This is a genomic window from Burkholderia sp. HI2761 (genome assembly GCF_002223355.1).
Taxonomy (GTDB): Bacteria; Pseudomonadota; Gammaproteobacteria; order Burkholderiales; family Burkholderiaceae; genus Burkholderia.
On the sequence record NZ_NKFN01000002.1, the window covers coordinates 177,787 to 204,332 of the forward strand.

The 26,546-nt window shown below is 68.3% G+C and carries 24 protein-coding genes and 1 riboswitch; of the genes, 23 read left to right on the forward strand and 1 reads right to left on the reverse strand.

Annotated elements, in window-relative coordinates:
* Positions 1–236 precede the first annotated feature (236 nt).
* Positions 237–533, forward strand: coding sequence for an H-NS histone family protein (locus CFB46_RS04975; protein ID WP_027783224.1), 297 nt, complete (start codon positions 237–239; stop codon positions 531–533).
* 104 nt (positions 534–637) lie between these two features.
* Here CFB46_RS04975 and CFB46_RS04980 read toward each other — a convergent pair whose 3' ends face one another.
* Positions 638–1,702: a glycosyltransferase family 4 protein gene (locus tag CFB46_RS04980; RefSeq protein WP_089499414.1), complete on the reverse strand. Its 1,065-nt coding sequence runs from the start codon at positions 1,700–1,702 to the stop codon at positions 638–640.
* A gap of 664 nt (positions 1,703–2,366) precedes the next feature.
* On the opposite strand from CFB46_RS04980, the gene flhD reads away from it, so the two are divergent.
* The 22 genes from flhD to ahcY all read left to right on the forward strand — a co-directional run bounded on the left by flhD (position 2,367) and on the right by ahcY (position 26,451).
* On the forward strand, positions 2,367–2,687 hold the full coding sequence (gene flhD / locus CFB46_RS04990; RefSeq protein WP_027783226.1) for a flagellar transcriptional regulator FlhD: 321 nt from the start codon (positions 2,367–2,369) through the stop codon (positions 2,685–2,687).
* Between the two features lie 90 nt (positions 2,688–2,777).
* Complete coding sequence (flhC, locus tag CFB46_RS04995; RefSeq protein ID WP_011350591.1) at positions 2,778–3,332, forward strand: flagellar transcriptional regulator FlhC; 555 nt, start codon at positions 2,778–2,780, stop codon at positions 3,330–3,332.
* Positions 3,333–3,513: 181 nt separating this feature from the next.
* Positions 3,514–4,374, forward strand: a complete 861-nt coding sequence (gene motA / locus CFB46_RS05000; RefSeq protein ID WP_027783227.1) for a flagellar motor stator protein MotA — start codon at positions 3,514–3,516, stop codon at positions 4,372–4,374.
* Between the two features lie 13 nt (positions 4,375–4,387).
* The gene (gene motB, locus CFB46_RS05005; protein WP_027783228.1) at positions 4,388–5,407 is read left to right on the forward strand and encodes a flagellar motor protein MotB; all 1,020 of its coding nucleotides are present in this window, start codon (positions 4,388–4,390) and stop codon (positions 5,405–5,407) included.
* A gap of 16 nt (positions 5,408–5,423) precedes the next feature.
* Positions 5,424–5,801 (forward strand): response regulator, encoded by a 378-nt coding sequence (locus tag CFB46_RS05010; protein ID WP_027783229.1) that lies wholly within the window; start codon positions 5,424–5,426, stop codon positions 5,799–5,801.
* Positions 5,802–5,834: 33 nt separating this feature from the next.
* Positions 5,835–8,102 (forward strand): chemotaxis protein CheA, encoded by a 2,268-nt coding sequence (cheA, locus tag CFB46_RS05015; RefSeq protein WP_089499416.1) that lies wholly within the window; start codon positions 5,835–5,837, stop codon positions 8,100–8,102.
* A gap of 48 nt (positions 8,103–8,150) precedes the next feature.
* Positions 8,151–8,666 carry a chemotaxis protein CheW gene (gene cheW / locus CFB46_RS05020; protein WP_027783231.1) on the forward strand — a complete coding sequence of 172 codons (516 nt, stop codon included), beginning with the start codon at positions 8,151–8,153 and terminating at the stop codon, positions 8,664–8,666.
* Positions 8,667–8,703: 37 nt separating this feature from the next.
* A complete protein-coding gene (locus CFB46_RS05025; RefSeq protein WP_089499417.1) occupies positions 8,704–10,662 on the forward strand; it encodes a methyl-accepting chemotaxis protein in 1,959 nt (652 codons plus the stop codon).
* A gap of 3 nt (positions 10,663–10,665) precedes the next feature.
* Positions 10,666–11,649 (forward strand): CheR family methyltransferase, encoded by a 984-nt coding sequence (locus tag CFB46_RS05030; protein ID WP_027783233.1) that lies wholly within the window; start codon positions 10,666–10,668, stop codon positions 11,647–11,649.
* Positions 11,646–12,437, forward strand: coding sequence for a chemoreceptor glutamine deamidase CheD (gene cheD / locus CFB46_RS05035; RefSeq protein WP_089499418.1), 792 nt, complete (start codon positions 11,646–11,648; stop codon positions 12,435–12,437). The genes CFB46_RS05030 and cheD overlap by 4 nt, the downstream gene beginning before the upstream one ends.
* The gene (locus CFB46_RS05040; RefSeq protein WP_089499419.1) at positions 12,434–13,525 is read left to right on the forward strand and encodes a protein-glutamate methylesterase/protein-glutamine glutaminase; all 1,092 of its coding nucleotides are present in this window, start codon (positions 12,434–12,436) and stop codon (positions 13,523–13,525) included. The genes cheD and CFB46_RS05040 overlap by 4 nt, the downstream gene beginning before the upstream one ends.
* A 67-nt stretch (positions 13,526–13,592) precedes the next feature.
* Positions 13,593–13,988 (forward strand): chemotaxis response regulator CheY, encoded by a 396-nt coding sequence (gene cheY / locus CFB46_RS05045; protein ID WP_027783236.1) that lies wholly within the window; start codon positions 13,593–13,595, stop codon positions 13,986–13,988.
* Position 13,989: 1 nt separating this feature from the next.
* Positions 13,990–14,721, forward strand: coding sequence for a protein phosphatase CheZ (cheZ, locus tag CFB46_RS05050; RefSeq protein ID WP_089499420.1), 732 nt, complete (start codon positions 13,990–13,992; stop codon positions 14,719–14,721).
* A gap of 258 nt (positions 14,722–14,979) precedes the next feature.
* Positions 14,980–15,483: a DUF2844 domain-containing protein gene (locus CFB46_RS05055; RefSeq protein ID WP_027783238.1), complete on the forward strand. Its 504-nt coding sequence runs from the start codon at positions 14,980–14,982 to the stop codon at positions 15,481–15,483.
* Positions 15,484–15,499: 16 nt separating this feature from the next.
* A complete protein-coding gene (locus tag CFB46_RS05060) occupies positions 15,500–16,735 on the forward strand; it encodes a DUF3443 family protein (protein ID WP_089499421.1) in 1,236 nt (411 codons plus the stop codon).
* Positions 16,736–16,897: 162 nt separating this feature from the next.
* A complete protein-coding gene (locus CFB46_RS05065) occupies positions 16,898–17,404 on the forward strand; it encodes a VOC family protein (protein WP_089499422.1) in 507 nt (168 codons plus the stop codon).
* 738 nt (positions 17,405–18,142) lie between these two features.
* Positions 18,143–19,342: a flagellar biosynthesis protein FlhB gene (gene flhB / locus CFB46_RS05075; RefSeq protein WP_089499423.1), complete on the forward strand. Its 1,200-nt coding sequence runs from the start codon at positions 18,143–18,145 to the stop codon at positions 19,340–19,342.
* Positions 19,339–21,438, forward strand: a complete 2,100-nt coding sequence (gene flhA / locus CFB46_RS05080) for a flagellar biosynthesis protein FlhA (RefSeq protein WP_089499424.1) — start codon at positions 19,339–19,341, stop codon at positions 21,436–21,438. Before flhB ends, flhA begins: the two co-directional genes overlap by 4 nt.
* Positions 21,435–23,216 (forward strand): flagellar biosynthesis protein FlhF, encoded by a 1,782-nt coding sequence (gene flhF / locus CFB46_RS05085; RefSeq protein WP_089499425.1) that lies wholly within the window; start codon positions 21,435–21,437, stop codon positions 23,214–23,216. The genes flhA and flhF overlap by 4 nt, the downstream gene beginning before the upstream one ends.
* Complete coding sequence (locus CFB46_RS05090; protein ID WP_027783245.1) at positions 23,209–24,027, forward strand: nucleotide-binding protein; 819 nt, start codon at positions 23,209–23,211, stop codon at positions 24,025–24,027. Before flhF ends, CFB46_RS05090 begins: the two co-directional genes overlap by 8 nt.
* A 22-nt stretch (positions 24,028–24,049) precedes the next feature.
* Complete coding sequence (locus CFB46_RS05095) at positions 24,050–24,784, forward strand: RNA polymerase sigma factor FliA (RefSeq protein ID WP_027783246.1); 735 nt, start codon at positions 24,050–24,052, stop codon at positions 24,782–24,784.
* A 97-nt stretch (positions 24,785–24,881) separates the two neighbouring features.
* Positions 24,882–25,000, forward strand: a riboswitch (S-adenosyl-L-homocysteine riboswitch).
* 32 nt (positions 25,001–25,032) lie between these two features.
* Positions 25,033–26,451: an adenosylhomocysteinase gene (ahcY, locus tag CFB46_RS05100; protein WP_027783247.1), complete on the forward strand. Its 1,419-nt coding sequence runs from the start codon at positions 25,033–25,035 to the stop codon at positions 26,449–26,451.
* Positions 26,452–26,546: the final 95 nt, after the last annotated feature.

Genomic DNA, 26,546 nt, shown 5'->3' on the forward strand with positions numbered 1-26,546 from the left:
TGGAATTGGTCTGGATTATAGGAAATGAATCGGGCCCGGGAGGGTAAACGATTGTTAAATTTGAATGGCTGACGAATGCCTTTTATTAGAATAAGTCCGCATTCTCGATATAGGCGATCCGGTTAAAGATGGCAGCATTTATTCGAAGGGCAGGGCGGCAGTGCGGATGACGTAACGGATGTTGGTGTCCCGGCCGGATTCGCCGGGGCCGCATCAACGAAAAGGGGAGTCGAAAAATGTCTCAATACGCAAAACTCAAGGCGCAGATCGCCGATCTGCAAGCCCAGGCGGACGACGTGCGCCGCCAGGAAGTGGCAGCCGTGATCGCCGATGTCCAGCGATTGATTGCCGAGTATGGCCTGACGGCCCAGGATCTGGGCTTCGCGGAGCGGGCACGGCGCGGGCGTCCGCCGAAGAAGGCGCCGCTGCCGCCGAAATACCGCGATCCGAAGTCGGGTGCAACCTGGAGCGGGCGCGGCAAGCCGCCGAATTGGATCGTCGGTAAAAACCGCGATCGTTTCCTGATCGAGTGACCGAAAGCCGAATAGAAAAAGCCGCATCGACGATGCGGCTCTTTTGTTTTGCGCGCCGATTTCGGCGCGGATTTTCCGGAATATTTTCCGTGCGGATTTCCGTGTCAGGCGCCCGCGACACGGCGCAATGCCGGTTGCTTGGTTGCCGCGCAAAGCGATTCGTAAGTTTCGACGTAACGCTGCGCCATGGCCTTCGAGCTGAAACGCGTGTCGAAACGCGCGCGGATCGCGGGGCGCGACAGGCTGTCGATCCGGTGCAGCGCACCGACCGCGCCCTGCACGTCTTCGACGATGAAGCCGGTCACGCCGTCCTCGATCACTTCCGGCACCGAGCCGCGGTTGAACGCGACGACCGGCGTGCCGCAGGCCATCGCCTCGATCATCACCAGGCCGAACGGCTCCGGCCAGTCGATCGGGAACAGCAGCGCCTTCGCCCCGGACAGGAACGCCGGCTTTTGCGCTTCGTTGATCTCACCGATGAATTCGACATGCGCCTCGCCGAGCAGCGGCTCGATCACTTCCTTGAAGTAGTCCGCGTCGGCCTTGTCGACCTTCGCGGCAATCTTCAGCGGCAGCCCGCTTTGGGCGGCGATGCGGATCGCGGTGTCGACACGCTTTTCGGGACAGATCCGGCCGAGGAACGCGAGATATTCGGGCTTCACGTCCGGCTGCGGCGTGAGCAGCGTCTCGGGCAGCCCGTGGTACACGGTGCCGGCCCACGCGGCCTGCGGCAGCGGCTTGCGCTGGTTGTTCGAGATCGACACGACCGGCGAATCCGGAAACGCGTCGAACACCGGCTGCAGTTCCGGCAGGTCGAGGCGGCCGTGCAGCGTCGTCACGTACGGCGTGTCGAGGCGCGACATCAGCGGGAACGGCAGGTAGTCGAGGTGAAAGTGCAGCACGTCGAACTGGTGCGCGACCCGGGCGACCTGCTCGAGGAGCCGCATATGGGGCGCCATCGAATCGCGGACCGACGGGTCGAGCCGCAGCGCACGCGGCCACGCCGCCTCGAGACGCGCCGACGTGACCGAGTCACCGCTGGCGAACAGCGTCACGTCGTGGCCGAGTTCGACGAGCGCCTCGGTGAGGTAGGACACGACTCGCTCGGTGCCGCCGTAGAGTTTCGGCGGAACGGCTTCGTAAAGCGGCGCGATCTGGGCAATTCGCATGGGTGATCTCCTGTGTCGATCCGACGGCGACGGCGCCGATGCGGATCCCGTACAAGGTTGCGGAACTTGCCGACGCACGCGGTTCGCGGTACGTGGCCGGGCCTTGGGCGGGGTGCGCGGGGCGCCGGTCGGCAAGCTGCGGGGCGGGCCGGCACGGCTCGCGCCGCCGCCCATTGGATTCCATTATCGATATCGCCCTGCGGGGTTCGAGTGTTTTTTCAAACACTTAAGGCTTGTTACACGATGAAATACGCGAAAACCCCGAGAAAAAGGGCAGGGAATCGTGAATCGCGACAGCCATAACTATTGTTGCGCTATCGTGAAAAACCACTATAATTTTTACCGATCCGATTGTCGGCATCCCTGCCGGCAAGCCTTGCGCCACGCGCGCGGCAGCCATCGGACCCCCTCGCAGCCGAATTCGCGTTGCAACCCGTTTTTCCGACTGTCCCTTTCAATTCGCCTTGTCGGAAAAATTCCTACACGGTTTACAGACAAATCCTGCACGGCATACGCCACTTCGCTGATACCGACATAAATCCCGTTTGGCCAAAATTCGCCCTGTAAGACTATAAACGAGCCGACCGAGCGCCCAGTGCGCACTGATCGAGCAAACGTTGTCATAACACGTATGGCCAAAGCAAAGCTTTTTAACGGGGGAATCATGAGCGCCACCAGCGAAATGCTCAGTGAGATCAAAGAGGTCAACCTGTCGTACCTTCTCCTCGCGCAGCGACTGCTGCGGGAAGACAAAGCGATGGGCATGTTCCGCATGGGCATTTCCCAGGAACTCGCCGACGTGCTCGCCAACCTCACGCTCGCCCAGACCGTGAAGCTGGCCGCGTCGAACCAGATGCTGTGCCGCTTCCGCTTCGATGATCACGCGCTGCTGTCGTCGCTCGCCGACAAGGGCCGCAGCGATATCGTCGCGCACGCCCACTCGGCCATCCTGATGGCCGGGCAGCAGGTCGAAGGCGTCCGCTGATCCATCCTGCCTTGCGTCTGTCCCGGCGTGCCGCCGGCCGGCAGCGTATTGGCCATTCATTCGAGTAACGTCAAGCGGACGGTTATCACCATGGCAAGCAAAAGCGTCGTGATCGAGGTGAAGGAAATCACCCTCGCCATCGAACTGATCGAACTGGGCGCCCGGCTGCAGCTGCTGGAGGCGGAGACGAGCCTGTCGCGGGACCGTCTGATCAAGCTGTACAAGGAACTGAAGGGCGTATCGCCGCCGAAGGGGATGCTGCCGTTCTCGACCGACTGGTTCATGACGTGGCAGCCGAACATCCACTCGTCGCTGTTCTACAACATCTACCGGTTCATGCAGGACCACGGTCGCTGCGAGCCGATCCAGTCGATCGTGAAGGCGTACCGGCTCTATCAGGAGCACGTGAACCTGTCCGGCGACGAGGCCGCGCTGAGCCTCACGCGGGCATGGACGCTGGTGCGCTTCTTCGATTCGGGGATGCTGCAGATGACGCCCTGCACGCGCTGCGGCGGCCATTTCGTCGCGCATGCGCATGATCCGCATCAAGGTTTCGTGTGCGGTCTCTGCCAGCCGCCGTCGCGCGCCGGCAAGACCCGCAAGGCCGCCGCCGCGCGCGCCGAACTGGCCGCCGCCGCGGCCTGAGCGCCGCGCCGGACGGGGCGCGAGCGGCGCACGGGCGACGCCCGCGGGCCGCGCGAATCGTCCGCGCATTGCTGGTAAACACCGTCGGGCCGCCGCCGGGCGGCCGCGAAAGTTTTCCTGCCGACTGCCGTAAACCTGTTTAACGGCGGTCTCCCCGCCGGTCTTTCGTGAGGGACAGGCAGTGCTGATTATCGTGGGAACACTCGTGACGCTGTTGTCCGTCTTCGGCGGTTATGCGCTGGCAGGCGGGCATCTGGGCGCCTTGATCCAGCCGGTCGAGATCCTGATGATCGTGGGCGCCGGCGTCGGTGCGTTCATCCTCGGCAACGGCGGCAAGACCATCAAGGCCACGCTGCGCGTGCTGCCGACGCTCTTCAAGGGCTCGAAATACACGAAGGACGTCTACATGGAGCTGATGGCGCTTCTTTACGTGCTGCTCGCGAAGGCACGCAAGGAAGGCACGCTGACGCTCGAGGCCGACATCGACGATCCGCAAAAGAGCCCGATCTTCACGCAATACCCGAAGATCCTCGCCGATCACCACATCGTCGAATTCCTGACCGACTACCTGCGCCTGATGGTGGGCGGCAACATGAACGCGTTCGAGATCGAGAGCCTGATGGACGAGGAGATCGAGACGCACCACACGGAAGGCGAAGGCCCGGCGCATGCGCTGATGCGCGTCGGCGACGCGATGCCGGCGTTCGGCATCGTCGCGGCGGTGATGGGCGTCGTGCACACGATGGCGTCGGCCGACAAGCCGCCCGCGGTGCTCGGCGCGATGATCGCGCAGGCGCTGGTCGGCACGTTCCTCGGGATCCTGCTGTCGTACGGGTTGATCGGGCCGCTCGCGAGCCTCGCGGAGCAGCGCGTGGCCGAGTCGACCAAGATGTTCCAGTGCATCAAGGTGACGATTCTCGCGACGCTGAACGGCTATGCGCCGGCGATCGCGGTCGAGTTCGGCCGCAAGGTGCTGTTCTCGACCGAGCGCCCGTCGTTCTCCGAGCTCGAAGAACATGTGCGCCGCGTGAAGGCGAAGTGACGCGGAGCGACCGATGAGCAAGAGCAAGGATCGCGCGATCGTCGTCAAGCGGGTGGCCCCGGCGAAGAAGGGCCACCACGGCGGCGCATGGAAGCTCGCGTACGCGGACTTCATGACCGCGATGATGGCGTTCTTCCTGCTGATGTGGCTGCTGAGTTCGGTCACGCCGGTGCAACTGAAGGGAATCGCCGAATACTTCAACATGCCGCTGAAGGCCGCGATTCTCGGCAGCGGCGACCGCAGCTCGCAGGACTCGAGCATCATCAACGGTGGCGGCCGCGACCTGTCGAGCGTCGACGCCGGCACGCTGCGCCGCACCGACGGCACGACGTCGCTCGCCGAGCGCGTCGCGAAGCCGGTCGACGAGCATGCGCAAGCGCAGGCGCAGGGCGCGCTCGAGCGGCTCGAGCAGGCGCGCCTGCACGACCTGCAGATCAAGCTGATGGCCGCGATCGAGGCCAATCCGACGCTGCGCCAGTTCAAGCAGCAGATCCGCATCGATTCGACGCTGATGGGGCTGCGCATCGAGATCGTCGATACGCAGAAGCGGCCGATGTTCGCGATGTCGAGCGACCACGTCGAGCCGTACATGCGCGACATCCTGCGCGAGATCGGCAAGACGCTGAACGACGTGCCGAACCGGATCATCGTCCAGGGCCACACCGACGCCGTGCCGTATGCAGGCGGCGAGGGCGGCTACAGCAACTGGGAGCTGTCGGCCGATCGCGCGAACGCGTCGCGCCGCGAGCTGATCTCCGGCGGCATGGACGAGGCGAAAGTGCTGCGCGTGCTGGGCCTCGCGTCGACGCAGAACCTGAACAAGGCCGATCCGCTCGATCCGGAAAACCGCCGGATCAGCGTGATCGTGCTGAATCGCAAATCCGAAGAAGCGCTGATGCGCGACGACGCGACGACGACGACGCTGTCCGCCGACGCGGCCGGTTCGAAGCTGCTCGCGCAGCAGCTCGGCGGCCGGACGCCGGCGGTGCGTCCGGTCGTGGCGAGCGCCGTCGCCGTGGCGCCGAAACCCTGACGTTCCCGAGACAGACATGATCCGAACCATTCTCGCCATCGACGACTCCGCGACCATGCGTGCGCTGCTGCAGGCCACGCTGGCGCAGGCCGGCTACGACGTGACGGTGGCGCCGGACGGCGAAGCCGGCTTCGACATGGCGGCGACGGCGCCGTACGACCTGGTCCTGACCGACCAGAACATGCCGCGCAAGAGCGGGCTCGAGGTGATCGCCGCGCTGCGCAAGCTGACCGCGTACGCGGACACGCCGATCCTCATCCTGACGACCGAGGGCAGCGACGCGTTCAAGGACGCCGCACGCGACGCGGGTGCGACCGGCTGGATCGAAAAGCCGATCGACCCGGGCGTGCTGGTCGACCTGGTCGCCACGCTGTCCGAGCCGGCTGCCTCCTGACATGAACGCGACGAATTCAACCGGTGACCGGGCATGACTCTCGACATCACTCAGTTCTACCAGACCTTTTTCGACGAAGCGGACGAGCTGCTCGCGCAGATGGAGCAGTTGCTGCTGAATCTCGACGTCGATTCGCCCGATCCCGAGGATCTGGCGGCGATCTTCCGCGCCGCGCATTCGATCAAGGGCGGCGCGGCGACGTTCGGCTTTTCCGCGCTGACCGATACGACCCACATCCTCGAATCGCTGCTCGACCGCGCACGCAACCATGAGCTGACGCTGACCAAGGACATGGTCGATGCGTTCCTCGAGACCAAGGACGTGCTGTCCGACCAGCTCGTCGACTACCGCGCGAGCGCCGAACCCGACGCGGCGGCCGCCGCGACGATCTGCGCGAAGCTCGAACGGCTGAAGGCCGAAAGCGGTGCGCCTGCTGCCGCAGCCGAGCCGGCGCCGATTGCCCCGGCCGCTCCGGTTGCCGCAGCCGTGGCGCCGGCCGCCGAGCTCGCCGCCGGCGGCGACCGCGCACCCGACCATGTGGTCGAGCAGGCCGTCGCGGCCGCGCATCCGGTGGCCGACGCCGGCGCCGGCGGCCCGCACCTGAAGATCACGCTGGTCGGCGTCGACGCGAAGGATCAGGCGCTGCTCACCGAAGAACTCGGCAACCTCGGCCGGATCGTCGGTCGCGAGGAAGCGGGCGCCGACCTGTCGCTGTGGGTCGAATCGGACGTGCCGTCCGACGATATCGTCGCGGTGTGCTGCTTCGTGATCGACGAAAGCCAGATCCGCGTCGCGCGCGGCACGGCGCCGGCCGCGCAGGCGGCACCGGCCGTCGCGCAGGGCGCCCCCGCCGTGGCTGCCGACGCGGCTGAAGCGCCGGCCGCCCCGCAGCCCGCACGCGTCGAGGTATTCGCACCGCCGGCTGCCGCACCGCAACCGGCTGCTCCGGCACCGGCGCCGGCCGAGCCGGCCGCGGTCGCGCAGCAGCCGCAGCCGCAACAACACGCTCAACCGCAACCGGCCGAACCCGCGGCGCCGGTCGCCGCGCATCACGACGACAAGCGCGCACGCCCGGCCGCGGCGGCCGCGGCCGGCGCCGAAGGCAGCTCGATCCGCGTCGGCGTCGAGAAGGTCGATCAGCTGATCAACCTCGTCGGCGAACTGGTGATCACGCAGGCGATGCTGGCCGAGACGGCGACCGCGTTCGATCCGGCGCTGCACGACCGCCTGTTCAACGGGATGGCGCAGCTCGAGCGCAACGCGCGCGACCTGCAGGAAGCGGTGATGTCGATCCGCATGATGCCGATGGACTACGTGTTCAGCCGCTTCCCGCGGCTCGTGCGCGACCTCGCCGGCAAGCTCGGCAAGCAGGTCGAACTGGTCACGTTCGGCCAGGCGACCGAGCTCGACAAGAGCCTGATCGAACGGATCATCGATCCGCTCACGCACCTGGTGCGCAACAGCCTCGACCACGGGATCGAAACCGTCGACCGGCGCGTCGCCGCCGGCAAGGACGCGGTCGGCCAGCTCGTGCTGTCGGCCGCGCATCACGGCGGCAACATCGTGATCGAGGTGAGCGACGACGGCGCGGGCCTGAACCGCGAGCGGATCCTCGCGAAGGCCGCGAAGCAGGGTATGCAGATCTCCGAGAACATCAGCGACGACGAAGTGTGGCAGCTGATCTTCGCGCCGGGCTTCTCGACCGCCGAGACGGTGACCGACGTGTCGGGCCGCGGCGTCGGGATGGACGTGGTGAAGCGCAACATCCAGTCGATGGGCGGCCACGTCGAGATCACGTCGCTGGCCGGCCGCGGCACGACCACGCGGATCGTGCTGCCGCTCACGCTCGCGATCCTCGACGGGATGTCGGTCAAGGTCGGCAGCGAGATCTTCATCCTGCCGCTGAACTTCGTGATGGAGTCGCTGCAGCCGTCGAACGACGACATTTACACGGTCGGCAACGGCGAGCGCGTGGTGCGCGTGCGCGGCGAATACCTGCCGCTGGTCGCGCTGCACGAGGTGTTCTCGGTCCAGGAAGCGCGCACCGACCCGACGCAGGGGATCGTCACGATCATGGAAACCGAGGGGCGCCGCTTCGCGATGCTGATCGACGAGCTGGTCGGCCAGCAGCAGGTGGTCGTGAAGAACCTCGAAACCAACTACCGCAAGGTGCACGGCATCTCGGCGGCGACCATCCTCGGCGACGGCAGCGTCGCACTGATCGTCGACGTCGCGGCGCTGAACCGAGAAACCCGTGCGATGCACGGCGCCCGTGCCGGCGCCGAGCTCGCGATGTTCTGACTCTCGCCATCAACCGATTTGGGGGCAAACGTGTCTGCTGAAGTCCAAATGATCAATCCGGCCGCGGCGAACGCGGCAACCAGCCGCCGCGCTGCGGAACACGGCGACGCAACGGGCCAGGAATTCCTCGTGTTCACGCTCGGCGACGAGGAATACGGGATCGACATCCTGAAAGTGCAGGAAATCCGCGGCTACGACAGCGTCACGCGCATCGCGAACGCGCCCGAGTTCATCAAGGGCGTGATCAACCTGCGCGGGATCATCGTGCCGATCGTCGACATGCGGATCAAGTTCCATCTCGGCCGCGTCGAGTACGACCACCAGACCGTCGTGATCATCCTGAACGTGTCGAACCGCGTGGTCGGGATGGTGGTCGACGGCGTGTCGGACGTGCTGACGCTGCAGACCGACCAGATCATGCCGGCGCCGGAATTCGGCGCGACGCTGACGACCGAGTACCTGACGGGCCTCGGCACGGTCGACGGCCGGATGCTGATCCTGATGGACATCGAGAAGCTGATGTCGAGCCGTGAAATGGCGCTGATCGAGACGCTCGGCGGGTAAGCGCGCCGCGCGCGCAGCAATTTCGGGAGAATCTGCAATGTTGCATAACTGGTCGATCCGCACGACGCTCACGGCGGTCGGACTCATCCTCGTGTGCCTGACCGCCGCGGTCGGCGGGCTCGGCCTCTACGCGCTCGATCACGCGAGCCGCTCGCTCGACGAGATCGCGCACGTCGACTTGCCGGCGATCCACACGCTCGACGACACGGCCGCGCACCTGCTGCGCTCGCGCGTGGCGCTCGATCGCTTCCGTACGCTGACCGAAGCCGGCAATGCGGCCGAGGCGACAAAGGTGCTCGACCGCGCGCAGGAGCTGTATGCGAAGTCGAACCAGAACTGGCAGGCGTTCCAGTCGACGCCGAAGCCCGGTATCGAGCAGGCGCTCGTCGACGAGCTCAGCGCACGGTACACGACGATCGTGAAGGAAGGCGTCGAGCCCGAAGTCGCCGCGGCGCGCGCGGGCGACATGGCGGCGTACCACGCGATCGCCGACACGAAGATCAGCCCGATGTTCGTCGCGTTCGACCAGACGGCGGCGGCCGTGATCGCGGCGCTGCAGAAGCGCGCGGAAGAACGTCAGGCCGAGACGCAGTCGCGGATCTCGATGATGATCGCGCTGATCGCGGCCGGCATCGCGATCGCGTTCGTCGTCGTGATCGCGATCCGCTTCGCGCTGCGCGGGCTGATCATCAAGCCGCTGGAAGACGCGATCGCGCACTTCGAGCGCATCGCCGGCGGCGATCTCACGCAGCCGGTGGGCGTGTTCAGCACCAACGAGATCGGCCGCCTGTTCGGCGGCATCAAGCGGATGCAGGACGCCGTCACGACGATGGTGCAGGCCGTGCATCGCGGCACCGAGTCGATCGACGTCGGCGCGCGCGAGATCGCGACCGGCAACACCGATCTGTCGCAGCGCACCGAGGAGCAGGCCGCGTCGCTGCAGGAAACCGCGTCGAGCATGGAGCAACTGACGGGCACCGTGCGGCAGAACGCGGAAAACGCGCGGCAGGCGAGCCAGCTCGCGGTGAACGCATCGGACATCGCGACGCAGGGCGGCGACGTGGTCGGCCAGGTCGTGGCGACGATGCAGGACATCGCGGCGAGCTCGGGCAAGGTCGTCGACATCATCGGCACGATCGAAGGCATCGCGTTCCAGACCAACATCCTCGCGCTGAACGCGGCCGTCGAAGCGGCGCGGGCCGGCGAGCAGGGCCGCGGCTTCGCGGTGGTCGCGGGCGAGGTGCGCTCGCTCGCGCAGCGCAGCGCGAGCGCCGCGAAGGAAATCAAGCAGTTGATCGGCGATTCGACCGAGAAGGTCGACAGCGGCTCGGCGCTCGTCGCGCGCGCCGGCTCGACGATGGACGAGATCGTGCAGGCCGTGCGCCGCGTGACCGACATCATGGGCGAGATCAGCGCCGCGTCCGACGAGCAGTCGACCGGCATCGAGCAGGTCAACCGCGCGGTCGGCCAGATGGATGCGGTCACGCAGCAGAACGCGGCGCTCGTCGAGCAGGCGGCCGCCGCGGCCGCGTCGCTCGAGGAGCAGACGCGCCAGATGAAGGCGATCGTGTCGGGCTGGCGCGTCACGGGCGGCATCGCGCTCGCGCCGGCGCGCGGCGCCGCGCGGCCGGTCGCGCACGAACCGGCGGCGCTGCCGTCGGAATCGCGTCACCCTGCGCCGGTTGCCGCGCTGCCGGCGCCGCAGGCCGCGGCCCAACCGGCGGCACGGCGCGCCGCGCCGGCGTCGCGCGCGGCTGCCGCGGGCGCCGCTCCCGAACCGAAGCGTGCGGCCGATGCCGCCGCGCGTACGCCGAAGGATGCACCGGCTCCCCGTGGCGGTGCCGCCGCGGGCGGCTACGGCCCGCGTCTCGCGAAGACGGCCGCACCGGCGGACAAGCCGGGCGCGAAGCCCGCGCTCGTGCGCCCGGCGCTGAACGGCGAGAAGCCGGCGCTGGCGGCCGCCGGTGCGTCCGATGACGACTGGGAGACCTTCTAAACCATGTCGCACGCGCGCGCGCCGTTTCGACCCGATGCACCGGATGCCTCGCCTCGCGCGGGCGAGCCGGGGCGCGACTTCGCGTTCACCGGCGCGGATTTCGCCCGCATCCGTGCGCTGATTCACCAACGCGCGGGCATCTCGCTGTCCGAGCACAAGCGCGACATGGCCTACAGCCGTCTCGCGCGACGGCTGCGGGCGCGCGGCCTCGACACGTTCCGCGACTACCTCGACCTGCTCGAGCAGGAAGACGATCCGCTCGAGTGGGAAGCGTTCACCAACGCGCTGACGACCAACCTGACGGCGTTTTTCCGCGAGTCGCACCATTTCCCGATCCTGTCGGAGTTCGTGAAATCGCGGCCGGCGCCGGTATCGGTCTGGTGCTCGGCGGCGTCGACCGGAGAGGAGCCGTACTCGATCGCGATCACGCTGATCGAGGCGCTCGGCGACACGGCCGCGCGCAGCGCGTCGATCCTCGCGACCGATCTCGACACGCAGGTGCTCGCGAAGGCCGAAGCCGGCATCTACACGTACGACCAGGTCAAGCACCTGTCGCCGGAGCGGCTGAAGCGTTTCTTCCTGAAGGGCACGGGCGCGCAGGCCGGCCGCGTGAAGGTGCGCCCCGAGCTGCGCGCGATGATCCGCTTCGAGCAGCTGAACCTGACCGATGCGGACTACGGGATCCCGAAGCCGTTCGATGCGATCTTCTGCCGCAACGTGATGATCTATTTCGACAAGCCGACGCAGGGGCAGGTGCTGTCGCGCTTCGAGCCGCTCGTGAAGCCGGGCGGGCTGCTGTTCGCCGGCCATTCGGAGAACTTCACGTATGTGACGCCGGCGTTCCGGCTGCGCGGGCAGACGGTGTACGAACTGACGCGCGACGCCGCGCAGGGTGCACGGCCGCGCGGCACGCCGGCGGCCGCGATGCCGTCGCCCGTGCGCGCGCGGGCCGCGGGCGGCGTGCCCGCCCATGGAGAGCGCGGATGAGCGCACTGCCGATCGCGACCAATCGCTACTTCGACAACCACTTCGAGCGCCCCGGCGTGAAGCTGTTGCCGAACGAGTTCTACACGACGTCCGAGGACATGGTGCTGATGACCGTGCTCGGCTCGTGCGTCGCCGCGTGCCTGCACGATCCGTACGCGGGCATCGGCGGGATGAACCACTTCATGCTGCCGGACGACGGCGCCGATCCGGGCGCGGCCGCGTCGGAATCGATGCGCTACGGCGCGTATGCGATGGAAGTGCTGATCAACGAGCTGATCAAGGCCGGCGGGCGCCGCGAGCGCATCGAGGCGAAGGTGTTCGGCGGCGCGGCCGTGCTGGCCGGGATGACGACGATCAACATCGGCGATCGCAACGCGGATTTCGTGCGCCGCTATCTGGCGCTCGAGCGCATCCGCATCACCGCGGAAGACCTGCAGGGCGTGCATCCGCGCAAGGTCGCGTTCATGCCGCACAGCGGGCGCGCGATGGTGAAGAAGCTGCGGCTGCAGGTGCCGGGCGTGACCGAGCGCGAAGCCGCGCTCGCGCGCGAGGCCGATCGCGCCCGCGCCGCGCGCACGCGCGCGCACGTCGAGCTGTTCGCCGCGAAGCGGCCTGCGGCGCCGCAACCGGCGCGCCCGCGCATCGAGCTGTTCGGTGCGCGCGGCGCCGCGCCGGCCGGCAGCGGCGGCGCGGCCGGTGCCGCCGGCGGCGCGCGGACGGCGAACCCGCATGCCGGGAGCCCGGCCGCCCCGTACGCGGCGACCCTATCAAGAAAGCAGGAGGCATGACCGCAGTGCAGAAGATCAAAGTGTTGTGCGTCGACGATTCGGCGCTGATCCGCAGCCTGATGACCGAGATCATCAACAGCCAGCCCGACATGGAGGTGTGCGCGACCGCGCCCGATCCGCTCGTCGCGCGCGATCTCATCAAGCAGCACAACCCCGACGTGCTCACGCTCGACGTCGAAATGCCGCGCATGGACGGGCTCGACTTCCTCGAGAAGCTGATGCGCCTGCGGCCGATGCCGGTCGTGATGGTGTCGTCGCTGACCGAGCGCGGCTCGGAAATCACGCTGCGCGCGCTCGAACTCGGCGCGGTGGATTTCGTCACGAAGCCGCGCGTCGGGATTCGCGACGGGATGCTCGACTACGCGGAAAAGCTCGCCGACAAGATCCGCGCGGCGTCGCGGGCGCGCGTGCGCCAGGCGCCGCAGCCGCAGGCCGCCGCGCGCACGGCGGACAGCGCCGCGGCCGCGCCGATGATCAACAACCCGCTCGTCAGTACCGAGAAGCTGATCATCATCGGCGCGTCGACGGGCGGCACCGAGGCGATCCGCGAAGTGCTGACGCCGCTGCCGCCCGATGCGCCGGCCGTGCTGATCGCGCAGCACATGCCGCCGGGCTTCACGAAGTCGTTCGCGCAGCGGCTGAACGGCCTGTGCCGGATCGCGGTGAAGGAAGCCGAGCACGGCGAGCGCGTGCTGCCGGGCCATGCGTACATCGCGCCGGGCCACGCGCACCTGTTGCTCGCGAGAAGCGGCGCGAACTATATTGCGCAACTGTCGGACGAGCCGCCGGTGAACCGGCACCGCCCGTCGGTCGACGTGCTGTTCCGCTCGGCGGCGACGCACGCGGGCAAGAACGCGATCGGCGTGATCCTCACCGGGATGGGCCGCGACGGCGCGGCCGGGCTGCTGGAAATGAAACGCGCGGGCGCTCACACGTTCGCGCAGGACGAAGCGAGCTGCATCGTGTTCGGGATGCCGCGCGAGGCGATCGCGCTCGGCGGCGCGGACGAGATCGCGCCGCTCGCCGACATGAGCCGCCGCGTGATGGCGCGCCTGGCGACGATGGGCGACCGCGTGCAGCGCGTGTGAAGGGAATGTCACGGGGCGCGTGCCACGATACGCGTCCCGACCGAAACGAATCTGGAAAGGAACGACGATGGACAAGAGCATGAAAATCCTGGTGGTGGACGATTTCCCGACGATGCGCCGGATCGTCCGCAACCTGCTCAAGGAACTGGGCTACACGAACGTCGACGAAGCCGAGGACGGCGCGGCCGGCCTCGCCCGGCTGCGCGGCGGCGGCTTCGAATTCGTGATCTCGGACTGGAACATGCCGAACCTCGACGGCCTCGCGATGCTGAAGGAAATCCGCGCGGACGCGACGCTCACGCACCTGCCGGTGCTGATGGTCACGGCCGAGTCGAAGAAGGAGAACATCATCGCGGCCGCGCAGGCCGGCGCGAGCGGCTACGTCGTGAAACCGTTCACGGCCGCGACGCTCGACGAGAAGCTGAACAAGATCATCGACAAGATGGCGAAGGCCGGGAGCTGACGTGAACGAGCCGATCCATGCGGCGCTCGCCGGCGCGGGGTTCAGCGCCGACAGCCACCCCGAAGGCGCCGACTTCCCGAGCGACCGCATTCTCGCGCGCATCGGCCACGTCACGCGCACGCTGCGCGATTCGATGCGCGAGCTCGGGCTCGACAAGCATGTCGAGCGTGCGGCGGAAGCCGTGCCCGATGCGCGCGACCGGCTGCGCTACGTCGCGACGATGACCGAGCAGGCCGCGGTGCGCGTGCTGAATGCGATCGAGATCGCGAAGCCGATGCAGGAGCGCATCGAGAACGAGGCCGAGGCGCTCGACGCGCGCTGGGCGCAGTGGTACGCGGCGCCGATCGAGCACGCGGAAGTGCGCGAGCTGATGGACGATACGCGCGCGTTCCTGCGCACGCTGCCGGAGTCGACGTCGGCGACCCGCGCGCAACTGCTCGAGATCATGCTCGCGCAGGATTTCCAGGATCTGACCGGGCAGGTGATCAAGAAGATCATGGACATGGTCTACCTGATCGAGCAGCAGCTCCTCACCGTGCTCGTCGAGAACATCGCGCCGGAGCGGCGCGAACAGTTCGCGGCCACCGCGGCCGCGCTCGCGGCCGAGCAGATCAGCGCGACCGGCAGCCCCGAATCGCTGCTGAACGGCCCGCAGATCGCGCCGGAAGGCAAATCCGACGTCGTTCAGGACCAGGGGCAGGTCGACGACCTGCTCGCGAGCCTCGGCTTCTGACCTGCCGCGGCGCATCCGGGCGCCCCGTTCCGCGGGGCCGCCCGAGGCGCGCATTCCCTGTCCCCGCCTCGTTTTCCCGTGCGCGCCGCCCCTGCGCGGCGCGGCGTGATCCTGCGTCGAATTGACACTTCGCCACACTCCGCAGGCATACTACGCGTCAGCAGCAACGTAGCGTCATTCGTAAGATTCATAAGTTGGCAGGCGGCGCGGGCCGAGGGCGGCGCCGTCGGCAACGAAGCCAGTCCCATGGGGGGGAACGTGAAGCTGAAACGCTTGGGCGGGACCGTCGCGCATGCGACGGCTGCAATGGGTGTGCTGTGGGCCGTCCACGCACACGCGGAACTGGGCGGCGCGCCGATGTCGCCGCCAGCGGACGATCAGGCCGCCACCGTGCGCGCGCTGCAGCGCGCGATGCGCTCGGCGGACGGCGTGCAGCCGAGCACGGCCGCCTATACCGTGCGCGAGATCACGCTCGGATCGGGCACCGTCATCCACGAATACACGTCGGCCGCCGGCAGCGTGTTCGGCCTCGCGTGGCACGGGCCGACGATGCCGGATCTCGCGTCGCTGCTCGGCAGCTATTTCCCGCAGTACACGGCCGGCGTCCAGGCGGCGCACCAGGCGCGCGGCTGGCGCGCGCCGGTGGCCGTCGAGACGAGCGGCCTCGTGATCCGGACGGGCGGCCACATGGGCGCCTTCTCCGGCCAGGCATGGCTGCCGTCGGCGCTGCCTGCCGGCGTGGCCGGCACCGATATCCAGTGACAGCGGGAGAGCGATCTTGAGCATTCCTCGTACATTCAAGCGCTGGCTCGGCGTGCTGGGCCTCCTGGCCGCAACGGCCGTGCTCGTGACCGCATGCGGCGGCGGCGATGGCGGCGGCGGTTCGGCCAACAACGGCAACACGGGCGGCAACGGCTCGGGCGGGTCCGACGGCAACAGCGGCAACACGGCCGTCATCACGGTCGGCGCGGGCGCCGCGAACGTGATCAACATCCCGACGATCAGCGTGAAGGTCTGCGTGCCCGGCACGTCGAACTGCCAGATCGTCAACAACGTGCTCGTCGATACCGCGTCCTACGGGCTGCGGCTCGTCGGCAGCGCGGTGGCGGGCGTGCACGACAGCCTGCCGCAGGTGACGAGCGGCGGCGCGCCGGTCGCCGAATGCGGCAAGTTCGTGTCGAGCTACACGTGGGGGTCGGTGCGCACCGTCGACCTGTCGATCGGCACCGAGCAGGCGAGTTCGCTGCCCGTGCAGATCATCGGCGACCTCGGCACGACGAACGTGCCGAGCTCGTGCACGAACGGCGGCGCGTCGGCCAACTCGACCGGCGCGCTCGGCGCGAACGGGATCCTCGGCATCGGGCCGGCGCCGTACGACTGCGGCACGACCTGCGCGACGTCGACCTCGACGAGCAACAACTACTATGCGTGCCCGAACGGCGACAACGCGAGCTGCACGGTCGCGCTGGTGCCGCTCGCGCAGCAGGTGGCGAACCCGGTGCATCGTTTCGTGAACAACGACGGCGTGAGCGTGCAGATGCCCGACATCTCGAGCAACGGGCAGGGGAGCGCGACCGGCACGCTGACGTTCGGCCTGCCGAACCTGAGCGGCAAGACGGTGCTGACGTCGACCACGACCGGCGACGTCAGCGCGACGTTCCAGGGGCGCAACGTGACCGCGTTCTTCGATACGGGCTCGAACGCGTATTTCTTCAACGATTCGGCGCAGACGGTCTGCTCGAGGAATACGGAGTTCTACTGCCCATCGGCCACGACCGCCTATTCGGCCACGCTGACCGGCCAGAACGGCGCGTCGGGCGCCGTGTCGATGCCGGTCGCGAACGCGGATGCGCTGTTCTCGAACTCGTCGACGTTCGCGTTCAACGACATCGCGGGTCCGTTCGGCTCGTCCAATTGGCTCGACATCGGCATGCCGCACTTCTACGGCAAGACGATCTACTTCGGGATGGACAAGACCGCAAGCGGCGGCGCGCAGCCGTTCGTCGCGTTCTGACGCGGCACGGCCGGACGCAGGAACGAGGGGGCGAGCGATCGCCCCCTTTTTATTCCGGTGCGCCGGGCGTGCGCTACGGACCGGATCGCTGCCGGGCGCCGGCATAGCGCCTACGATGTAAGACCGGCAACGGTGCCGGCACGACATCGAGGAGACAACGCCATGAACTCGCGTATCCAGCGCATCACGCCGTTCCTGTGGTTCGACCGCGACGCCGAGGCGGCGGCCGGTTTCTACGTATCGGTGTTCGACAACGCGCGCATCGTGCACGTCGCACGCTACGGCAAGGCCGGCGCGCACGCGTCCGGCAACGCCGAGGGCGCGGTGATGACCGTCGCGTTCGAGCTCGACGGGCAGGCGTTCGTCGCGCTGAACGGCGGCCCCGTGTTCCAGATGACGCCGGCCGTGTCGTTCGTCGTCAATTGCCGCGACCAGGACGAGATCGACCATTACTGGGCGCGCCTGTCCGAAGGCGGCGACGAGCGCGCGCAGCAATGCGGCTGGCTGCGCGACCGCTTCGGCGTGTCGTGGCAGGTCGTGCCCGTGCAGATGGCCGAACTGATGACGGGCGATGCGGCCCGCGCCGAGCGCGTGATGGCGAAGGTGATGACGATGAAGAAGCTCGATCTCGGCGCGCTGCAGCGGGCGGCGGCAGGCGAATCCGCTTAGGTCGCGTAGGTCATATAGGTGGCTCAGGCCGGCGGCGGCCGGCCCGTCCCGCCACCCGTCGCCTGCGGCACGACGCCCGCCACCCGCTGCCCGCTGCCCGCCGCCCGCCGCCCGCCGCCCGCCGCCCGCCGCGCGACGCGCGGGGCCCGAAGCCCCGAAGCCCGAAGCCCGAAGCCCGAAGCCCGAAGCCCGAAGCCGGAGACCCGAGACCCGAGACCCGAGACCCGAGACCCGAGACCCGAGACCCGAGACCCGAGACCCGAGACCCGAGACCCGAGACCGCCCCCGCCCACCGCCCACCGCCCACCGCCCACCGCCCACCGCCCGCCACCCGCCACCCGCCACCTGCGGCACGACGCCCGCCACCCACCATCCGCCACCTGCGGCACGACGCCCGCCGCTCGCCACACGACGCACGACGCACGACGCACGACGCACGACGCCGTTGCGTCGGGCCGATTTCCCGCGTCTTCCCCGCCCGTCGTTTCACCGTTCCCCCGGCATCACATCGCTGCCGTCCCGCTTGGAGCCGCCGCTTCGCGCATGCGCCGCCCGGACCGTTTTTTCGCCGCGCCGCGCATCGTTCCGCGCCCCGATCCGGCTTGGTTTGCGGCGCTCGCCCGATTCTCCGAAATACCCCCCTTTCCCGGCTTTGCTCGACCGATCGGCGTTTGACGCCTCCATGAATAATCGGTGTCACTGGAAAGCGGCATTCCGCCGTACCCGACCGGAGGCCCCGTGGCAGACGAGAGCGATCTCGACAAGACCGAAGCCGCCACTCCCAGGCGTCGCGAAAAGGCGCGCGAGGAGGGGCAGGTCGCGCGTTCGCGCGAACTGGCTTCGTTCGCACTGCTCGCGGCGGGGTTCTACGGCGCATGGCTGCTCGCGGGCCCGTCGGGCGGGCATCTGCAGGCGATGCTGCGCGGCGCGTTCACGTTCGATCGCGCGACCGCGTTCGACACCAACCGGATGCTGTCGGCGGCCGGCAGCGCGAGCCTCGAAGGCTTCGCCGCGCTGCTGCCGCTGCTCGCGCTCACCGGCGTCGCCGCGCTGCTCGCGCCGATGGCGCTCGGCGGCTGGCTGATTTCGCAAAAGACGTTCGAGCTGAAGTTCGACCGCCTGAACCCGATCTCGGGCCTCGGCCGGATCTTCTCGATCCAGGGGCCGATCCAGCTCGGGATGTCGGTCGCGAAGACGCTGGTCGTCGGCGGGATCGGCGGCATCGCGATCTGGCGCAGCAAGGACGAACTGCTCGGTCTCGCGACGCAGCCGCTCGGCGCCGCGCTGCCCGATGCGCTGCATCTGGTCGCCGTGTGCTGCGGCACGACGGTCGCCGGGATGCTGGTGGTCGCCGGGCTCGACGTGCCTTACCAACTCTGGCAGTACAACAAGAAGTTGCGCATGACGAAGGAAGAAGTGAAGCGCGAGCATCGCGAGAACGAAGGCGATCCGCACGTGAAGGGACGAATCCGCCAGCAGCAGCGCGCGATCGCGCGCCGCCGGATGATGGCGGCCGTGCCGAAGGCCGACGTGGTCGTCACGAACCCGACGCACTTCGCGGTTGCGCTGCAATACACGGACGGCGAGATGCGCGCGCCGAAGGTCGTCGCGAAGGGCGTGAACCTCGTCGCCGCGCGCATCCGCGAACTCGCGGCCGAGCACAACGTGCCGCTGCTCGAGGCGCCGCCGCTCGCGCGTGCGCTGTATCACAACGTCGAAATCGAACGCGAGATTCCCGGCTCGCTGTACTCGGCCGTCGCCGAAGTGCTCGCATGGGTGTACCAGCTCAAGCGCTTCCGTTCGGAAGGCGGCGCGTTCCCCGCGGTGCCGGTCGATCTCGACGTGCCGGCCGAACTCGACAAGGGCACGTCGGTGCCCGCCGACGATGAACGCGAGGAAGCCGAGGACACGCTCGGCACGCAAGGAGCTTCCGCATGAGCACCCCGACCGGCCTGTTCGCGAAGCGCCCGAACCCGTTCGCGGGCACGAATCTGCGCGCGCTCGCGGGCCCGATCCTCATCTGCATGATCCTGGGGATGATGATCCTGCCGCTGCCGCCGATGCTGCTGGATCTGCTGTTCACGTTCAACATCGCGCTGTCCGTGATGGTGCTGCTCGTCAGCATGTACACGATGAAGCCGCTCGATTTCGCGGCGTTCCCGAGCGTGCTGCTGTTCTCGACGCTGTTGCGCCTGTCGCTGAACGTCGCGTCGACGCGCGTCGTGCTGCTCGAAGGGCACACCGGCCCGGACGCGGCCGGCCAGGTGATCGAGGCGTTCGGCCACTTCCTCGTCGGCGGCAACTTCGCGGTCGGCATCGTGGTGTTCGTGATCCTGATGATCATCAACTTCATGGTGATCACGAAGGGCGCGGGGCGGATCGCCGAAGTATCCGCGCGCTTCACGCTCGACGCGATGCCCGGCAAACAGATGGCGATCGACGCCGACCTGAACGCGGGCCTCATCAACGAGGAACAGGCGCGCAAGCGGCGCCTTGCGGTATCGCAGGAAGCCGAGTTCTACGGGTCGATGGACGGCGCGTCGAAGTTCGTGCGCGGCGACGCGATCGCCGGCCTGATCATCATGGCGATCAACGTGATCGGCGGGCTGATCGTCGGGATGGTCCAGCACGACATGAGCTTCGCGGCGGCCGGCACCAACTACACGCTGCTGACGATCGGCGACGGCCTCGTCGCGCAGATCCCGTCGCTCGTGATCTCGACCGCGGCCGGCGTGATCGTGTCGCGCGTCGCGACCGACGAGGACATCGGCACGCAGATCACCGGCCAGTTGTTCACGAACCCGCGCGTGCTGAACATCACCGGCGCGATCATCGTGCTGATGGGACTGATCCCCGGGATGCCGCACTTCGCGTTCCTCGCGCTCGGCGGCGGCGCGATCTGGCTGGCGCGCACGCTGACCAAGCGCGCGGCGGCCCGCAAGGCGGCCGGCGACGTGACCGACATCGCCCCGCCCGCCGTGCTGCCGGCCGACAGCCACGAAGCGACCTGGGACGACGTGCAGCTGATCGACCCGCTCGGCCTCGAAGTCGGCTACCGGCTGATTCCGCTCGTCGACAAGAACAGCGACGGCGAGCTGCTCAAGCGCATCAAGAGCATCCGCAAGAAATTCGCGCAGGAAATCGGCTTCCTGCCGCCGGTGATCCATATCCGCGACAACCTCGAACTGCGTCCGAACGCGTACCGGATCGCGCTGAAGGGCGTCGAGATCGGCGTCGGCGAAGTGTTCCCGGGCCAGTGGCTCGCGATCAACCCGGGCCAGGTCACGGCCGCGCTGCCGGGCGCCGTCACGCAGGATCCCGCGTTCGGGCTGCCGGCCGTGTGGATCGACGTCGCGATGCGCGAGCAGGCGCAGGTGTACGGCTACACGGTGGTCGACGCGAGCACGGTCGTCGCGACGCACCTGAACCATCTGGTCGTCCAGCACGCGGCCGAGCTGCTCGGCCGCCAGGAAGTGCAGGCGCTCGTCGAGCGCACCGGCAAGGACGCGCCGTCGCTCGTCGAGGACCTCGTGCCGAAGACGATCTCGCTCACCACGCTGCAGAAAGTGCTGCAGAACCTGCTCGAGGAAGGCGTGCCGATCCGCGACATGCGCACGATCCTCGAGGCCGTGTCCGAGCATGCGGGCCGCGGCGACGCGTACGAGATCACGGCCGCGGTGCGGCTCTCGCTCGGCCGCGCGATCACGCAGCAGTGGTATCCGGGCGCCGGCGAAATGCAGGTGATGGGCCTCGACGCGAATCTGGAGCGCGTGCTGTCGCAGGCGCTCGCCACCGGCGCGAACCCGGGCCTCGAGCCTGGCCTCGCGCACAACCTTCTGACCGGCACGCAGCAAGCGATGCTGCGTCAACAGAATCTCGGGCTGCCGCCCGTGCTGCTCGTGCAGCACGCGCTGCGCGCGATGCTCGCGCGTTTCCTGCGCCGCAGCCTGCCGCAATTGAAAGTGCTGTCGTATGCCGAAGTGCCGGACACACGCACGATCAAAGTCGTTAACGTCATCGGGGGTTCCGCTTGAACATTCGCAAATTCACCGGCGCAACGAGCCGCGACGCACTTCGTCTCGTGCGCGAGGCGCTCGGCGCCGACGCGGTCGTGCTGTCGAACCGCACGCTCGATGACGGCAGTGTGGAAATCGTTGCACTCGCCGATTCGGATCTCGCCGCGGTGGCGCCGCCGGCCGCGCGTCCGCGTCTCGCGACGTCGCGTCTGCCGGAATCCGTGCCGGCGGCCGCCGTGCAGGGCATCGTGTCGCGCCCGGGCAGTGCGCCGCGCCCGGCCGTCAATCCGTATGCGGCGGGCGCGGGCGGCCTGCCGGACGTGTTCTCGTCCGTGTTCGGCGCGAGCGCCGACGCGCAAGAGCTCGACGTGCATGCTTCGTCGATCGATGCGGACGAGCCGGCAGCAGCGTCGTCGATCGCCGCGGCGGCCGCAGGCGCGCCTGCCGCTGGTACGCCGGCCGCCGGTACGCCGGCCGCCCCTTCCGAACCCGCGCCGTGGCTGGTCGAGCACGCGAAACGCCTGATGCAGCAGCGCGACGCGCTGATGGCCCGTGCGCAGGCATCTGCCGAGCCGCGGGCGAGCGCGCCCGCGCCGCAAGCCGCGGCCGGAGCGCCGCCGCCCGACTGGGCGCGCGACATCGTGCGCGACGCCGAACGCCGGATGCCGGCCGCCGGATCGCCGGCCGCCGCGAACCGCGCCCCCGAGACGGGCGCCGCGTACGCCGCCAAGGCGACGGAGCGCACGCGCCTGTCCGCCGACACGGCCGCCGCGGTGGCCGATGCGGTGAAGTCGCGCATCGAGCGGATCGTCAACGATACCGTGATGCAGGAGCTCGGCGAGCTGCGCGGGATGATGGAAGAGCAGTTCGACAGCCTGATGTGGCACGATCGCCAGCGTCGCAGCGCCGTCCACGGTGCGCTGACGAAGCACCTGTTCTCGGCCGGCTTCTCCGCGCAGCTCGTGCGGATGCTGGTCGACAACCTGCCGTCCGGCGACGGCGCGCAGACCTTCGAGCAGGCCGCCGAATGGGCGCAGTCGGTGCTCGCGTCGAACCTGCCGGTGCTCGACAGCGAGGACGCGCTGATGGAGCGCGGCGGCGTGTTCGCGCTGATGGGGCCGACCGGCGTCGGCAAGACGACCACCACCGCGAAGCTGGCGGCGCGCTGCGTGATGCGCTTCGGCGCGAGCAAGGTCGCGCTGCTGACCACCGACAGCTACCGGATCGGCGGCCACGAGCAACTGCGCATCTTCGGCAAGATTCTCGGCGTGCCGGTTCACGCCGTGAAGGATGCGGGCGACCTCGCGCTCGCGCTGTCCGAGCTGCGCAACAAGCACATCGTGCTGATCGACACGATCGGCATGAGCCAGCGCGACCGCGCGGTGTCCGACCAGATCGCGATGCTGCACGGCGCGAACGCGCCGGTGCAGCGCCTGCTGCTGCTCAACGCGACGAGCCACGGCGACACGCTGAACGAAGTCGTGCAGGCGTACCGCAGCGCGGGCGAGCATCCTGATCTGGCCGGCTGCATCCTCACCAAGCTCGACGAGGCAACTCACCTCGGCGGCGTGCTCGACACGGTGATCCGCTACAAGCTGCCGGTCCACTACGTGTCGACCGGCCAGAAGGTGCCGGAGAACCTGTACGTCGCATCGACCAAATTCCTGCTGAAGAGCGCGTTCTGTGTGCCGCGCGACGGCTCGCCCTTCGTGCCGCAAGACGAGGACATGCCGACGCTGCTTTCCGCCCTGACCGCACGTTCCACCGCCGAGCTGCACGAGGTGCGATTTGGATAAACGGATCATCGACCAGGCCGAAGGGCTGCGACGCCTGCTGGCCGGGCGCGCGTCGCGCATCGTCGCGGTGACGGGCGGCCCGGTGGGCGTCGGCTGCACGTCCACCGTGGTGAACCTCGCGGCGGCGCTCGCGTCGCTCGGCAAGGACGTGCTCGTCGTCGACGAACGCGCCGACGTGCATTCGGCCAGCGCGACGCTCGCCGGCGCGTGGCTGCGCGACGGCGAACGCACGCGGGTGGCGGCCGGCTTCGGCCTGTGCGGCGCCGCGCGGCTCGCGCGCGCCGGCTACAGCGACGCGCAACTGAGCGACTTCATCGACGGCCCGGCCGACATCGTGCTCGTCGACGCGCAGCTCGGCGCCGACGGGTCGTTCTCGGCGCTCGCGCGCGAAGCCCACGACGTGCTGATCGTCACGCGAGTCGCCGCGCAGGCGATCACCGAGGCGTATGCGTGCATGAAGCGGCTGCATTTCGCGCACGCGCTCGCGCAGTTCCGCGTGCTGACCAATCAGGTCGGCAGCCACGCGGACGCGAAGACGGCCTTCGACAACCTCGCGGGCGTCGCGAGCCGCTACCTGACCGTGTCGATCGCCGACGCGGGCTGCGTGAGCGCCGATCCGCTCGTCGAGCACGCCCGAGAACTGATGCATGCGGTGGTCGACGCGTTTCCGTCGTCGGCTGCCGCGCGCGATTACCGGCAGATTGCCGCCGACCTGTTGTACTGGCCGATGCGCCCGCGTTCGGGTGCGGGCCGCGCGGTCCACGCCGGCGGCAAGCCGTCGTATGAGGCGGGCGCGGCACACGCCGCGTGAGCGCCACCCGAAGGAGGGAGCCATGATGTACAACGCTCAAGGAAAGATGTCCCAGGCCGACGTGCTCGCGCAATACGCGCCGCTCGTGCGTCGCCTCGGGCTGCAGCTCGTCGCGAAGATGCCGGCGAGCGTCGATCTCGACGACCTGATCCAGGCCGGCATGATCGGACTGATGGATGCGGCCGGCCGCTACAAGGAAGACCAGGGCGCGCAGTTCGAGACCTACGCGACGCAGCGCATCCGCGGCGCGATGCTCGACGAGCTGCGCAGCAACGACTGGCTGCCGCGCAGCCTGCGCAAGACGTCGCGCGAGGTCGAGCACGCGGTGCACCAGGTCGAGCAGCACCTCGGCCGCTCGGCGAGCGAGACCGAGATCGCGCAGCACCTGAACATGCCGCTCGACGAATACCAGGGGATGCTGCAGGACCTGCACGGCAGCCAGCTCATCTACTACGAGGATTTCGACCGCGCGGCCGACGACGAGCCGTTCCTCGACCGTTATCGCGTCGATCATGCCGATCCGCTGTCGGCGCTGCTCGACGACCATCTGCGCGAGGCGCTCGTCGAGGCGATCGAGCGGCTGCCGGAGCGCGAGAAGCTGCTGATGTCGCTGTACTACGAACGGGGTCTGAATCTGCGCGAGATCGGCGCGGTGCTCGAGGTGAGCGAATCGCGCGTGTGCCAGTTGCACAGCCAGGCCGTCGCGCGCCTGCGTGCGCGGCTGCGCGAACAGGCGTGGGTCGGCGCCGAGTCCTGACCCTTTACCGCGGCCGCGCGCGCCGACGCCGCGCGCCCGTGCCGCGGTTGCGCGGCGCTTGCGCATTTCGCGCGCCGATTTGCTACAATCCCCTCCGTTTTCCGAGGAGCGTTGCGACGGACCATCCAGCGTCCGCCAGGCTCGGAAGGCTTCACCAAGCAGCCGTGCAGCGGTTTTTTCGCGCCGGCCCCGCTTCCTGAACGGCGCTCACGTCACCAATCTAGAAACTTTTTAGAAAGGAGGGCGTGATGAACGCCATTATCGATTCCAAGGCTTCCCACGATTACGTCGTCGCCGACATGGCGCTGGCCGGCTGGGGCCGCAAGGAACTGAACATCGCCGAGACCGAAATGCCGGGTCTCGTGCAGATCCGCGACGAATACAAGGCGCAGCAGCCGCTGAAGGGCGCGCGCATCGCCGGCTCGCTGCACATGACGATCCAGACGGGCGTGCTGATCGAGACGCTGAAGGCGCTCGGCGCGGACGTCCGCTGGGCGTCGTGCAACATCTTCTCGACCCAGGATCACGCCGCGGCCGCGATCGTCGAAGCCGGCACGCCGGTGTTCGCGTTCAAGGGCGAATCGCTCGACGAATACTGGGAGTTCTCGCACCGCATCTTCGAATGGCCGAACGGCGAATTCGCGAACATGATCCTCGACGACGGCGGCGACGCAACGCTGCTGCTGATCCTCGGCTCGAAGGCCGAGCAGGACCGTTCGGTGATCGCGAAGCCGACCAACGAGGAAGAAGTCGCGCTGTACAAGTCGATCGCGGCGCACCTCGACGTCGACGCGAACTGGTACTCGAAGCGCCTCGCGCACATCAAGGGCGTGACCGAAGAAACCACGACCGGCGTGCACCGCCTGTACCAGATGGAAAAGGACGGCCGCCTGCCGTTCCCGGCGTTCAACGTGAACGATTCGGTCACGAAGTCGAAGTTCGACAACCTGTACGGCTGCCGCGAGTCGCTCGTCGACGGCATCAAGCGCGCGACCGACGTGATGATCGCGGGCAAGGTCGCGGTCGTCGCGGGCTACGGCGACGTGGGCAAGGGTTGCGCGCAGTCGCTGCGCGGCCTGGGCGCGACCGTGTGGGTCACCGAAATCGATCCGATCTGCGCGCTGCAGGCGGCGATGGAAGGCTACCGCGTCGTGACGATGGAATACGCGGCGGACAAGGCCGACATCTTCGTGACGGCGACCGGCAACTACCACGTGATCAACCACGATCACATGAAGGCGATGCGTCACAACGCGATCGTCTGCAACATCGGCCACTTCGACTCGGAAATCGACGTCGCGTCGACCCGCCAGTACCAGTGGGAAAACATCAAGCCGCAGGTTGACCACATCATCTTCCCGGACGGCAAGCGCGTGATCCTGCTGGCGGAAGGCCGCCTCGTGAACCTCGGCTGCGCGACCGGCCACCCGTCGTTCGTGATGTCGAACTCGTTCGCGAACCAGACGCTCGCGCAGATCGAGCTGTTCGTGCGCGGCAACGAGTACGAGAACAAGGTGTACGTGCTGCCGAAGCATCTCGATGAAAAGGTCGCGCGCCTGCACCTCGCGCGCATCGGCGCGAACCTGTCGGTGCTGTCGGACGAGCAGGCTTCGTACATCGGCGTGCAGAAGGACGGCCCGTTCAAGCCGAACCACTACCGCTACTGATGCGCGGCCGCCGCCGTGTCGTGCGCGCCCGTGGCGGGCGCACGGCGCGGCGGCGCTCCCCGATCGTACCGATCGACAACCGAACCGGAGCCCTC

Coding starts and splice junctions, on each gene's coding strand:
- CFB46_RS04975 (WP_027783224.1), top strand. CDS start 237: ATGTCTCAATACGCAAAACTCAAGGCGCAGATCGCCGATCTGCAAGCC.
- CFB46_RS04980 (WP_089499414.1), bottom strand. CDS start 1,702: ATGCGAATTGCCCAGATCGCGCCGCTTTACGAAGCCGTTCCGCCGAAA.
- flhD (WP_027783226.1), top strand. CDS start 2,367: ATGAGCGCCACCAGCGAAATGCTCAGTGAGATCAAAGAGGTCAACCTG.
- flhC (WP_011350591.1), top strand. CDS start 2,778: ATGGCAAGCAAAAGCGTCGTGATCGAGGTGAAGGAAATCACCCTCGCC.
- motB (WP_027783228.1), top strand. CDS start 4,388: ATGAGCAAGAGCAAGGATCGCGCGATCGTCGTCAAGCGGGTGGCCCCG.
- CFB46_RS05010 (WP_027783229.1), top strand. CDS start 5,424: ATGATCCGAACCATTCTCGCCATCGACGACTCCGCGACCATGCGTGCG.
- cheA (WP_089499416.1), top strand. CDS start 5,835: ATGACTCTCGACATCACTCAGTTCTACCAGACCTTTTTCGACGAAGCG.
- cheW (WP_027783231.1), top strand. CDS start 8,151: ATGATCAATCCGGCCGCGGCGAACGCGGCAACCAGCCGCCGCGCTGCG.
- CFB46_RS05025 (WP_089499417.1), top strand. CDS start 8,704: ATGTTGCATAACTGGTCGATCCGCACGACGCTCACGGCGGTCGGACTC.
- CFB46_RS05030 (WP_027783233.1), top strand. CDS start 10,666: ATGTCGCACGCGCGCGCGCCGTTTCGACCCGATGCACCGGATGCCTCG.
- cheD (WP_089499418.1), top strand. CDS start 11,646: ATGAGCGCACTGCCGATCGCGACCAATCGCTACTTCGACAACCACTTC.
- CFB46_RS05040 (WP_089499419.1), top strand. CDS start 12,434: ATGACCGCAGTGCAGAAGATCAAAGTGTTGTGCGTCGACGATTCGGCG.
- cheY (WP_027783236.1), top strand. CDS start 13,593: ATGGACAAGAGCATGAAAATCCTGGTGGTGGACGATTTCCCGACGATG.
- CFB46_RS05065 (WP_089499422.1), top strand. CDS start 16,898: ATGAACTCGCGTATCCAGCGCATCACGCCGTTCCTGTGGTTCGACCGC.
- flhA (WP_089499424.1), top strand. CDS start 19,339: ATGAGCACCCCGACCGGCCTGTTCGCGAAGCGCCCGAACCCGTTCGCG.
- CFB46_RS05095 (WP_027783246.1), top strand. CDS start 24,050: ATGATGTACAACGCTCAAGGAAAGATGTCCCAGGCCGACGTGCTCGCG.
- ahcY (WP_027783247.1), top strand. CDS start 25,033: ATGAACGCCATTATCGATTCCAAGGCTTCCCACGATTACGTCGTCGCC.